General features: G+C 52.4%; 10 protein-coding genes and 1 pseudogene. 9 read left to right on the top strand and 2 right to left on the bottom strand.

Going from position 1 to position 12,401, the window contains the following annotated elements:
• The first annotated feature begins 51 nt into the window (after positions 1-51).
• From DI44_RS01100 to DI44_RS01110, 3 genes are all read left to right on the top strand, one after another.
• Complete coding sequence (locus tag DI44_RS01100; RefSeq protein WP_033026408.1) at positions 52-1,428, top strand: aspartate kinase; 1,377 nt, start codon at positions 52-54, stop codon at positions 1,426-1,428.
• Between the two features lie 380 nt (positions 1,429-1,808).
• The gene (locus DI44_RS01105; protein WP_033026405.1) at positions 1,809-2,708 is read left to right on the top strand and encodes a processed acidic surface protein; all 900 of its coding nucleotides are present in this window, start codon (positions 1,809-1,811) and stop codon (positions 2,706-2,708) included.
• Positions 2,709-2,714: 6 nt separating this feature from the next.
• Complete coding sequence (locus tag DI44_RS01110) at positions 2,715-3,344, top strand: class D sortase (RefSeq protein WP_033026402.1); 630 nt, start codon at positions 2,715-2,717, stop codon at positions 3,342-3,344.
• A gap of 56 nt (positions 3,345-3,400) precedes the next feature.
• Here DI44_RS01110 and DI44_RS01115 read toward each other — a convergent pair whose 3' ends face one another.
• Positions 3,401-3,841 (bottom strand): YwpF-like family protein, encoded by a 441-nt coding sequence (locus DI44_RS01115; protein WP_013146485.1) that lies wholly within the window; start codon positions 3,839-3,841, stop codon positions 3,401-3,403.
• A 269-nt stretch (positions 3,842-4,110) separates the two neighbouring features.
• On the opposite strand from DI44_RS01115, the gene ssb reads away from it, so the two are divergent.
• Entirely contained in the window at positions 4,111-4,470 is a 360-nt protein-coding gene (gene ssb / locus DI44_RS01120; RefSeq protein ID WP_011232661.1) for a single-stranded DNA-binding protein, read from the top strand.
• A 117-nt stretch (positions 4,471-4,587) separates the two neighbouring features.
• Here the strand turns inward: ssb and DI44_RS01125 are convergent, their stop codons facing one another.
• Positions 4,588-4,995, bottom strand: coding sequence for a helix-turn-helix transcriptional regulator (locus tag DI44_RS01125; RefSeq protein ID WP_033026399.1), 408 nt, complete (start codon positions 4,993-4,995; stop codon positions 4,588-4,590).
• Between the two features lie 208 nt (positions 4,996-5,203).
• Here DI44_RS01125 and DI44_RS01130 point away from each other — a divergent pair, with 208 nt between their 5' ends.
• The 5 genes and pseudogenes from DI44_RS01130 to DI44_RS01150 form a co-directional block, all read left to right on the top strand.
• Entirely contained in the window at positions 5,204-5,713 is a 510-nt protein-coding gene (locus tag DI44_RS01130) for a hypothetical protein (RefSeq protein ID WP_011232659.1), read from the top strand.
• 182 nt (positions 5,714-5,895) lie between these two features.
• Positions 5,896-7,251 carry a peptidoglycan-binding protein gene (locus tag DI44_RS01135; protein WP_033026397.1) on the top strand — a complete coding sequence of 452 codons (1,356 nt, stop codon included), beginning with the start codon at positions 5,896-5,898 and terminating at the stop codon, positions 7,249-7,251.
• Positions 7,252-7,535: 284 nt separating this feature from the next.
• Entirely contained in the window at positions 7,536-8,315 is a 780-nt protein-coding gene (locus tag DI44_RS01140) for a hypothetical protein (RefSeq protein WP_015375897.1), read from the top strand.
• Between the two features lie 372 nt (positions 8,316-8,687).
• Positions 8,688-11,594, top strand: coding sequence for an Ig-like domain-containing protein (locus tag DI44_RS01145; protein WP_033026394.1), 2,907 nt, complete (start codon positions 8,688-8,690; stop codon positions 11,592-11,594).
• Positions 11,595-11,975: 381 nt separating this feature from the next.
• A pseudogene (locus DI44_RS01150) lies at positions 11,976-12,401 on the top strand (EAL domain-containing protein); the annotation flags it as partial.

Raw genomic sequence — 12,401 nt, 5'->3', positions numbered from 1 at the left:
TGTGATATGATAAACAATTATAGAGACTTTCGACAGAAAGGGTCATGAACGATGAAAGTAGCCAAATTCGGTGGAAGTTCGGTGGCGAGCGCTGCACAATTCCGCAAAGTGGCTGATATCATCAGCTCGGATATCGAGCGCCGCATCGTCGTCGTGTCGGCGCCGGGGAAACGGTACAAAGACGATGTGAAAGTGACCGATATGCTCATCCAGCTGGCCGAACAAATTGTGGCTGGCGAGCCGCATGAGGAAACAATGGAAGCGATCGTGAAGCGGTATGCTGACATTGCCAATGAGCTGGGGCTGGAAGCCGACGGCTTTTTGGCCGAGCTTGTCGATGACTTGCAGTCGAAAATCAGCGCCTATCGAAGCGAGCCGCCTCGGTTGTTTGACGCCATTAAAGCGAGCGGCGAAGACCATAACGCAAGGCTCATGGCGCTCTATCTGCAAGATTGCGGGCTTGAGGCGAGCTACGTCAGCCCGCTTGAAGCCGGCATTATCGTCACCGATGAGCCGGGCAACGCCCAAGTGTTGCCGGAGTCGTACGACAAACTGAAGCAGCTGCGCGAACGTCGCGGCGTTTTGGTCATCCCGGGATTTTTCGGCTATTCCCGATCGGGCCATATCGTCACGTTCCCGCGCGGCGGGTCGGATATTACGGGCTCGATCGTCGCCGCGGGCGTCAAAGCGGACGTGTACGAAAACTTTACCGACGTCGATTCGATTTATTGCGTCAACCCGTCGATCGTCGCCGATGCCCGCAAGCTGAAAGAAATCACGTACCGCGAGATGCGTGAACTGTCGTATTCCGGATTTTCCGTCTTTCATGACGAGGCGCTTGAGCCGGTCTATCGCGCCGGCATCCCCGTTTGCGTAAAAAACACAAACAACCCGGCCGCTCCAGGCACGTGGATCGTCGCCAAGCGCAACCATATCGACGAACCGGTCGCCGGCATTGCAAGCGACACTGGCTTTTGCAGCATCAACATCAGCAAATACTTAATGAACCGTGAGATTGGCTTTGGCCGGCGTGTGCTGCAAATTTTAGAAGACGAAGGCATCTCCTACGAACATACGCCGTCCGGCATCGACAACATGTCGATCATTTTGCGGGCAGATCAACTCGTGGATGGAAAAGATGAGCGCATCCTCGCCCGCATCCGCGAGGAGCTTGCCGTCGATGAGGTGACGATTGAGTACGGCTTGGCGCTCATTATGGTCGTCGGCGAAGGAATGGAAAAAACGATCGGGATGGCGGCGAAAGCCACGACTGCGCTCGCCAACGCCAACATCAACTTGGAGATGATCAACCAAGGTTCGTCCGAAGTGAGCATGATGTTCGGCGTCAAAGAAGAAGTCGTCAACGAGGCGGTTCGCGCCTTGTACAACGCCTACTTCCAACAGGCAACCGTAAGCCACCTTTCCTAACGCGAAACAGGCGTCCGAAACTCGGGCGCCTGTTCTTATGTACCGAGAAGCCCCCGCTTTCACGCGATCAGCCGAAGGGGGGAATGAATCAGCGTCTTCCATCATGGATGTCCCCCAACGCCGCTCAAAATATCTTGAAAGAAGGACTTCGTTGGAACAGCCAAGTCACAGGGACAGACGGGGATGGTCTGGCTGGCAGTCTGCCTTATGGCAGGTGTCCCCGAGAATCTCCCATCTCTAAGCGTTTGCGTAGGTGGGAGAACGTTCAAGCGCTCTAGGCCGAGCTTTCTTCTTTTTTCGCTGGTTGGCGTACATAAGAGCGGCATGTTCGGAAAATACTACCAATGTACGTCAAAGAAAGCGGAAGGGAGGAAGAACGAATGCGGCAATGGCTAGGAATGGCCGTGCTTGTCGCCGTTTTCGCTTCGTTTCCGGCTGGGGCGGCGGCCATCAGCCGAAGCGAGCTTGAGCAGTACGCTGAGAGTGTCGGCTGGACGGTGAGCGACTTGTTGGACTATTTAGATCGATACGGCTTGACAGCCGCCGATTTTCGCACCATGGATGAACTGAAACAATGGCTTGGCACGCCCATCACCGACGAGCGGCTTCATGCCGTTCTGCGCCGGCACGGGCTGACGGTCGAGGAGCTCGAGGCGCTGCTTGGCCAGTTTGGCGAAACGGTGCAAGACTACACATTTGTCGAAGACTTGGACCGGGCCATCCGTTTTTACTCGCAGCACAACGCCGCCATGCAGCAAATCAACGACTTGCTTGGGGTGCTCGGGATGACGGAACAAGAAGTGCGCGCCTTCACCCGCCATATCGCCTCGCTTGACGACCCGCAGGTAGCAGAGCGGCTTTTGGTGCTTCGCGAGCGGCTGCGCCCGTTTGCGGAGACGGAAGGGCCGTGGACGGATGAAGAGCGCCACAAACTGCGGGCGATGTGGGAAGAGGGGCTTCGCTTGCTTGAACTTGAGGCGGACGTGCCGGACATCAAGACGGCCGGAGCGGAGCCGATCCACGTTCGATTGTACAACCGCCAAGGCGAGGAGGTCGCCGATATCGCCATAACGCGGGAGATGCTCACATCAGGCTACATCGTCCGCGCGGGGGAGAAAGGCATTGACGCCGGGCTGCTCGCTGTAGAGATGAAAGGAAAGATGTATGGGGAAAAACTGCCGGAGACGGCGTCGCCGTATTTGACCTATACGTTGGCCGGACTGATGCTCGCTTCCGCCGGGTTCTTTCTTTACCGGCGGGTCGGGCGGCTGAAAGGGTGAAGGAACGTGAACGGCAAGCCCGCGCGGGTTTCGTGGAAGCGCCGGGCCGCCCAATGGGCGGCGCTTTGGGCGATCGTCATCGGGGCGGCGACAGCCGGTTGGAACGGCTATTGGTACACCGTCGGTCGGATGGCGGTCAAGCGGGATGCCCCTGCGCCTTCCTCACCGCCGGCCGCAAGCCTTCCAGCGGAACGTTCGGCGCAAAAAGACGTGCCGCTTGGCGTCTACCTTGGCGAACTTGCCATTCCGAAGCTCGGGGCGGCGATTCCGGTGTATGAAGGCGTTCGTGAACAAGAATTGCGCCGAGGCGTCGGCCATTATCCGGCGAGCGATTGGCCAGGGGAAAAAGGGCATGTCGTGCTATCCGGGCACCGCGATACTGTGTTCCGCCGCTTTGGCGAGCTTGAGATCGGCGATGCGCTTATCATTCGGACGGATCGCGCCGCCATCCATTACCGCATCGTCAACATTCGCATCGTCGATGACAACGACCGGACCGTTTTGGTCGAGAAAGCGCGCCCGACGCTGACGGTGACGACGTGCTACCCGTTTCGCCTCATCGGCCGCGCTCCGAAACGCTGCATCGTCACCGCCCGCCCGGTTCGGGTTGATGCCCTGGCGTTTCCAAGAGGATGATCCACTTGCCTGCAGGAAGGCAAACAAAAAGGCTGGAAAGTGCGCTCTCCAGCCTTTTACCTTTTCCGTTCCTGCGGCGCCTTGGCATCGATTCGCTCATGCATTTGCTGGCGAAACTCTTGAAGCAGCGCCTCGCCTTGCAGCCCTTTCTTGACAAGGCCGGCCAGCACGACTTCCGCCAAATGGGTGCGCCGCGGGATCATCAGCCCTTCCATCAAGACGCTAATGTGGCCGTTCATTTTCGTGATCGAACGGACGGCGACGAGCATGTTGGCCGGGTCGTTGCTCGTGTGGGTGATCGTCACTTGCAGTTGAAACTCTGGACGCCGCTGCAAGCTCACAAACATTGGCTCATAGTCGTCATCCAAATACGCCTCCACGAGCCAGCGGTTTTGCCCGTCTTCTTTGTTGATGATCAACCCGTCAATAAACGGGATGTCTTGGCGGTGCATGTCGTCGTCGATGACCGAGAGCCCGACAAGCTTGAACGTTTTCATCTCGTCCACCTCGTTACTGTTGTCTTATCCAAGATTATAGCACAGGCGGACGAGGGAAGAAAAACGGGATGCCGCCCCTCCTGCTGAAAAACGATCTGCATATTTTCCGTCGGATGGCAAAAACGCCATTTTGCCCCGCCATTGTCGACGAAGATTTCGCCTTTTTCGCTGAATTGTATCCATAGAGTGCGCCAAAAAATGCAAAAATCGCGATTTTACGACCCAAAACGAGATTCGTTATCATAAAGGTGCGGTGGAGGAAAGGGGGGATGCGCCAACACATGATCAACCAAGTCGTGTTGGTCGGCCGATTGACGAAAGATCCCGAGCTTCGCTACACGGCCGAAGGGGCTGCCGTCGCGACTGTCACGCTGGCGGTGGCGAGAAATTTCCGCAACGCGGAAGGGGGGATTGACGCCGATTTCGTTCCATGCGTTTTATGGCGGAAAACAGCGGAACATACCGCCAATTATTGCCGAAAAGGATCGATGGTGGCGGTGACGGGGAGAATCCAAACGCGCCGCTACGATAAAAAAGACGGTCAACGCGTCTATGTCACCGAAGTCGTCGCGGAGTCCGTCCAATTTCTCCACTCCGGAAAGAAACCAGAATGGCCGGAGCACGTATAGTCGTTTCCCCATCCATGCCTTTCAAAGCGAATCCCCAAGAGAAAGAACGTGTCCCCAAACACTCCCCAACGGATGGCGCTAGCACGTCGTTGTTAGCGCTTTTTTCAACGTGGGGAGCTACATGAGCTCGGAGCACTCTTTTACGATTGTCATGATCATCGTTTCGACATGTTTTCGCTTTTTATCCGGCAGCTTCGCGAGCGCGTACACCGCTTCGCTCATCTCCCGGTTATGAAGCAAGTAGTCCAACGCCGCGAGCACCGTTTCGTGCACGTCCGCCGTTCCGTACATGTCCGTCACTTCGCGCAACAGCTCGCGCTGGCGCGTTTCGCCGCCAAGCAAAAAATCGGCGCTGACGTCAAACAACTGGCAGAGCTTCTCAAGCGACTGCACATCCGGAAGCAAGCTGCCGTTTTCCCATTTGCTGATTTGCGAACGCGACACGTTCAGCTGCTCGGCCAGCTGTTCCTGTGTCCAGCGCCGTTGTTTTCGCAGTTGTTTGAGCGTCTCCCCCAAGTTTGTCATCGTTCGTCACCACGCTTTTCATCATTACTCTTTAAAGATAGAAAAGCATGGAGTCAATGGTTGTTCCTTTTTCGCTCATTTCTATCTTTGTTTCTAAATCAGAACGGATTTGTCCGTGATTTCGTCGTTCGGCATCTTTTTTGTCCAGGAAGGACATAGTACAATTAGTTAAAAATGGTAAATTACGAACCAAAAAGAGGGGGTCAAGGTGAACATCTATCTTGCCGATTTTGTCATTTGTGAACGAAACGGGGAGAAACACGCCCAAAAAATGTACCACATCTATATTAAGGAAATGAAAAATCCGTTTTCCGTGCGGCTGAAAACGATCGCCCCGGCCAGTTTCACCGATTCGCTGCGCTCGCTGAAAAACGAAGGTGGACGGATGCGTTTTGCATCGGAAGGCGAGGCGCTGTTCCGCACGATCACCTGCTCAAAGGAAGCCCAGCTCTATTTTGTATTTAAATGCACGAGCCAGCTTTACATGTTTATCGTCAAGCTCGATCTTCGCCAAAAAAAGTTTACCGTCGCCCTTTATGAATGGAACGAACCGAGGCAAAAATACATCCCGATCCGCGCAGATGAATGGCTGGCGATGGAAAAACAGCTCATTTATGAAGTGCTGCAGTCGATTTACCTTGTCGACGATCGATGCGTGTCGTATTTGTTCACGTATCCGTCGCCTCCGAAGCGAAGCATGCCCCGTTCCGGCGCATAAACTTCTTCCTTCTTCCAATAAAAAAAATCGTTTCCTTTCATGGCTTTCGTCCGTTATACTGAAAATATAGAACATTACTATTTTTGGCTGCGGGATGTCAAGCCGGCCTGAGGAACTATCCCGCATGAGGCCTCGATGAAAGATGAAAAACGAAACAGACGGCGAAGGGAGAGGGCGCATCCGTGAAACCGAATCACGTTGTTTTCGCCGCTGCCATGGCTTCTGCCTTTTTTCTCGCGCCGGACGAGAGCCAAGCGGCGGAATGGAAAAAAGGCATGAGTTCTCCTGAAATCAAACAGCTCCAGCAGCGCTTGAAAGAAAAAGGCTTTTTCACGTATCCGCAAGCGACCGGCTACTTTGGCGCCATTACCGAAGAAGCGGTCAAGGCGTTCCAACGGGCGATGAACTTGCCAGCCACCGGCATCGTCGATGACGCCACCTACGCGAAGCTCAAAAGCGCGCCTGCGTCAAACGACACGCTCGCCATCGGTTCCCGCGGCGCGGCCGTCCGCGATTTGCAACGCCGGCTGAAACAGCTCGGCTATTTTCGCTATCCGCAAATCACCGGCTACTATGGCGCGGTGACCGCCGATGCGGTGAAGCAGTTTCAACGGGCGAACGGGCTTCCCGCCACCGGCCGGGCGGATCGTGGGACGCTTGAACGGCTGAAGCAAAAAGCAACAAGCCAGCCAGTGGAGTCGTCTGACGTGTTGACAATCGGTGATCGCGGCGACGACGTCCGCAAGCTGCAGCAGCAGCTTAAACAACTCGGCTACTTTACCTATTCGGACATCACCGGCTACTATGGGGTGCTGACCGCCGACGCCATCCGCCGCTTTCAACGCGACAACGGCCTGCCAGTGACCGGCGCGGTCGACAACCAAACCGTTGCCCGCCTCGCGAGCGCAGTAAAAGCGAAAACGACCTCCCCTGCACCGATCGAACGCGAGCGTCAAGCGGTTCGCCTCTCAATCGGCGCGCTCGGCGACGACGTCAAGCGCATTCAGACGAAGCTCAAAGAGCTCGGCTACTTCTGGACGGACATCACCGGCTACTACGGCACCGCCACCGCCGATGCCGTCCGCCGTTTTCAACAAGCGGCCCAACTCCCCGCAACCGGCGTTGTGGACGGCGAAACATACGAGCGCCTGATCGGACAAGCCCCTGCGGCGAAGCTGGACGTCATCGAACTCGTCGCCGATGCGGCTGAGCTGCTCGGCGTCCCGTACGTTTGGGGCGGCGAGACGCCGGAAGAGGGATTTGACTGCAGCGGGTTCATTTTTTACCTTTTCCAGCAACAAGGCATCGCCGTGCCGCGCACCGTCGCCTTGATGTGGAATGCAGGCGCATCGGTTTCCGCCCCGGAAGTCGGCGACATCGTCTTTTTCGCCACGACCACGAATAGCCCGTCGCACGCCGGCATCTATATCGGCAACGGCCAGTTCATTCATAGCGGCGCTTCGACCGGCGTGACGACGAGCCGCCTCGACCAACCGTATTGGAAACAGCGGTACTTGGGGGCGAAGCGGTTCTTTTAGCATGCTATATAGATGCAACGAAGAAGTTTACCATATCCTTGACGGAAAAGCGGTTTATCCCTTTTCGACTGTCGCAGGCAAGCCACAGGCTTCTCCGTCACGCCTTGGCGTGACGGAGGACCGAACAACCGCCTGCTTCACAGACTCATATATGTGTCTGTGAAGCGGCGTTGTTCGGTCGCCCGACAGTCGATCAAACGCCCGCTAAAAGCTGCAAATGGTAAAGCTTCAAATTGCATCTATATAGAACGACACCGATGACCAAAATGAGGAGGAAAACGAAGATGAAACATGCATTCCAAATGGCAGCCGCCATCTGCCTCGCCGCCGCCATCGCCCTCGGAGGAAATGGGCAAACGGTTGACGCCGCCGTCCAATGGGGGCAAGTCCAATGGAAACAAGGCATGATCGGCAAAGTCGTCATTTTGCGCGACACGCCCCTATACCGCTTGAACGGAGCAGCATGGCAGTCCGCCATGACGGCGAAACAAGGGCGCGAGTATCGCGCCTACAGCCAAAAACGGGCAGGCGGCGCCGTCTATTACAGCCTAGGCGGCGGACTGTATGCCAAACAAGGGGATGCCATCCAATACGTGCCGTTCACCAAAGACGAACTTCTCGCCCTTGTCGCCCGCTCATTGAAAGGGCAATACATTCTTCAGGCAGGAAATGAATCCGTCCCGTTCGTCATTGAGCGGCAAAAAGGAAATCGTCTGTTCGGCTGGTATTTATACGGCCAAAATATGTCATTGCCGCTTGAAGGCCGCATCGACGGCGCCGCGGTGACACTCTCCATTTATTTCAACGACAACGCCGAAGCGATCGCCGACTCGATCTCTTACTTAAAAGCGTACAACGTGCCGAAGGAAGAGATCGAAAAAATCGCCGAACAGCTCGCCAACAGCGGCGATTACGCAATGCAGCTGCAATTTTCCATCACGAACAGCCCGGAACAATTCGCAGGACAGTTCCGCTTTCTCGATTTGTACTTGAATGACCGCTATGACGTCGTCAAAATGACGCTTGGCCAACCGATGGACGTCACGGTGAAGAAAAACGATTGATGTTTTTGCGCAAAATATTTGCCAACCAAAACCATCAAACTGCCAAAATATCGTTCTAAATTTCTGTTACAGGCATATTCATATCAATGTCGCCATCGATGGCAATAATTTCAAAGGCATATTCTCTAAAAAATTTGTATTTAGGACTAGAATTTAGAAGAAAAATGTATTATTATAGGAGACGTGGAGCATTGAGGAATTATGCTCAAGTGCTAGCAACAGATGCTAGGCTTTCTAATCAGCCCAGCATCTAGCCGTCAAGGATGATATTGGTTGATGTTAGCACCTTTTAGGCAATGAATCTACTAAACGGCAGCCGTTTAGGATCATTGTCTTAAAGTTTCATAAAAACGAAGGGGGATTTTGGGCTTTATGGACAAAAAGAAAGCAGTCAAACTCGCCACAGCCAGCGCTGTAGCAGCGAGCGCTTTCGTCGCAGCCAACCCGCATGCTTCCCAAGCAGCCACGGACGTTGCGACGGTCGTCAGCCAAGCGAAAGCGCAAATGAAGCAAGCGTACTATACGTACAGCCACACGGTAACGGAAACGGGCAAACTCCCGAACATCAGCGACGTATATGCCGCCTACAACAAAGCGAAACAAGCGTATGCAAACGCGGTTGCTGTCGTGAACAAAGCCGGCGGCGCGAAAAAAGACGCGTATTTGGCTGATTTGCAAGCTACATACGAAACGTATGTATTCAAAGCCAACCCGAAATCGGGCGAAGCGCGCGTGGCTACGTACATCGACGCTTACAACTACGCAGTCAAGCTTGACGGTCTGCGTCAAGATCTGGCGAAAGCTGTCGAAGCAAAAGACTTGAAAAAGGCAGAAGAGCTCTACCACAAAATTTCGTACGAGCTCAGAACGCGCACGGTCATCCTGGATCGCGTCTACGGCCAAACGACGCGCGAACTGCTTCGCTCGCAATTCAAAGCCGAAGCGCAAAAACTGCGCGACAGCTTGATCTACGACATCACTGTTGCCATGAAAGCGCGTGAAGCGCAAGACGCCGTCAAAGCCGGCAACTTGGACAAAGCGAAAGCCGCGCTTGACCAAGTCAACCAATATGTATCGAAAGTAACCGATGCGTTCAAAGCTGAACTGCAAAAAGCAGCACAAGACGCCAATGCGGCGTATGAAGCGGCGCTTCCTTTCAAAGTTGAGAGCGTGGCCGTCGTAAATGCTAAACAAATTGAAATTAAACTGAATAAAGCAGTCGACACTTCAACAGCAAGCAATAAAAACAACTATAAAGTTCAAAAAAGCTCTGATAGCAGCGCTACAGCACTTGCAACGTTGGATGGCTCTGCTGACATTTCGATATCTGATGATGGTAAAACTGTAACGATTACAACAACTAATGGAATCATTTCACAGTTCAGCGTTGCCAATGATGCTCCGTTCAAGTTTATCGTCGAGAATTTGAAAGATAAATATGGCAAAACGTTAGATTCATACTCGACTAATTTAGTTGTGAAAGATACAGTGGCGCCGACATTGAAAGATGTGAAAGCTACTGCGAAATCTACAACGACAAGAGTGACGCTTGTATTTAGCGAGCCGGTTCAAACTAACGGGGCAATTGCCTATGTGGGCGGCCAAGCTGCTTCAGTTCAACCAGGTTCAAATGTAAACGAAGTGATTTTGACAACAGCTCAGGCGCTTGAAGCTGGAAAAACATATGACTTGACATTGCTCAATTTTAAAGATTACGCAAACAATTTCTTACAGCCGAATCCGACGACGAAATCGTTTACTGTATCCAGTGATGCAGTGGCGCCGACTGTGCAGGATGTCAAAGTTGTCCGTGACAACCTCATTGAAGTGACATTCGACAAAGCGATGGACGCATCGACATTCGCAGGTTATACACGGGTGCTCGATTTGAACGGCAATCCACAAGGTGGAGTGATCACGGCGACTATTAAATCGGGCACGGCAGGCAAAACGGTTCGCTTAGCGTTGGGAAGCGCAGTTCCGTTTAACGACAGCGGGGTGTTCTCTGGTACTCTCGTGCTTGGGAACGGTATCAAAGATGTTAACGGTAACGCGAAATCCGCTACAACGCACAGCATCACCTTGACAAAAGATACTGCTCGTCCAACAGTGGCTGGTGCTTCTTATGTTGCTGCTGGCGGCCAATATGCAGGCAATACGTATACGAACGGTGCCATTGTTTTGAAATTCAATGAGGACGTAGCGAAAATTGGCTCCGACTTCAGATTGATCACAGCTGGAGGCGAAGATTTCACGAGCCGTTTGAATGCTGGCGGTGCTGCAGTAAACAATGGTGATAACACAGAAGTCATTATTCCGCTTAACAGCTCTTTGAGCGCTGGGACGTATACATTGCGTGTCGGCAATGATGTAGTAAAAGACTTGTCCACGCAGGAAAACCGGAACGCAGCAGCTGTTACAACCTTTACGGTCGGCGCTTCGTCGGACAGCTCCAAGCCAGTGGTGAATGAAACATCTGTATCGGCTGTAGCTGCAACAAACCAAACGTCCGGCACGACAATCTCGCTGACGATGACGGACAACGTCGGCTTGGATTTGGCCACAGTTCAAGATGTCAACAACTACTTGTTAAACGGCAAGCCGTTGCCGTCTGGAAGTTATGTAACGATTGCGCATAACGGCGGAAGCTCAAGCAGTGCAGCAACAAACATTACTGTTACGCTCAATATTCCGGCGAAATCGATCACGAAAGACGACACGTATGCATTGAATATTAATAACATTAAAGACAAGGCTGGAAACATCGCTGATCCGAAAGTGGCAAACGTGCGTTTGAAAGACGATGTTTCGCCTGAATTGAAAACAGCAACTATTTCCAGCAATGGATTACTCGTCCTTGGATTCTCGGAATCTGTAAATCAAGTGGGAGCTAGTACGCCTTCTGACTTCCAGTTTGTCATCAATGGTGTAGAAGTCGCAACTACGTACAACGCTAACATCGTTCAATTTGACAATGGTACTGGAACTGACGCTGGCAAATATGTCGTCACCTTTAAAGCAAAAGTAGATAAAGGTGCTGACAATAATGAAGCAACTACTGCAGATAACCGCTTGTACTTGGATGTAAACGGAAATAATGCGTTTGATTCCGGAGATATTCTCGTTCAAACGGGAACGACCAGAGCGGTTGGTGATGCAACGCTTGATGTTAACTTGCTGTCTGCTTTGAAAGTAAAAGTCGTGAACAACGCTGCTGTTAAAGATCAAAGCACCCTTCAAAATCCGATTCAAGTTGGAACGACAATTACAGTTAAGTGATGTTGGCGGAAAGAGGGTCCACCCTGGACCCTCTTTTTTGCATTCCGAATGTGTTTTCCCCTTGCTGATCGGCTGAGGATATGATGGTCACCTTGATGAGTTGCAATGTGAAAGTCGGAGGGCAGATTGATGAATAAAAGCGATCATCATACTCTCCTCCTTAACTGTCAGAAAAACATCAAGGAGCCTCATTGTTTTAAGGACGTTAAAAATCGAGACAATCTGATTTTGGTTTGAATTAGTACTGTCCTCCTAATTCCGAAAAAAGGGAAAAATGGTACAATAAAAAGAGAGACAAGTCCGCGCTGGCTTTAATGGTGGAACTAAGGGAACGAATAGTTTCGTCTCCATCAATTGCGGTAGGGAGAGGGATGGGCAGCTATGGAGATATACGTGGCGAGGCAGCCGATATTCGATGTTGAACGGAATGTGGTGGGGTACGAGCTGTTTTACCGAAGCGGTAAGGGCAATTTTTATGATGGGTTGAATGAGGACCAAGCTACCTTGGAAGTGCTGATTAACAGTTTTATGAACATTGGGATTGAGAAGTTGACCAATGGAAAGCCATGTTTTGTTAATTTTACAGAGAATTTGTTGAAATATGAAGTGCCCTTGCAGTTTCCGCCTGCTGCGATCGTGGTGGAAATTTTGGAGACGATCTCGATGTCAAACTGGCTTTTGTCTGTGTGCCGTAAGTTGAAGTCCCGTGGATACACGATCGCGCTCGATGATTTTGTGTTAGATGGCTCTTATCTTCCACTGTTTCCATACATAGATCTCGTCAAAGTCAGGCGTGTTGATTATCCA

Source organism: Geobacillus sp. CAMR5420 (assembly GCF_000691465.1).
GTDB classification, from domain to species: Bacteria; Bacillota; Bacilli; order Bacillales; family Anoxybacillaceae; genus Geobacillus; species Geobacillus thermoleovorans.
The sequence above is the reverse complement of the archived record's forward strand: the minus strand, read 5'-3'. Positions and strand labels throughout refer to the sequence as shown.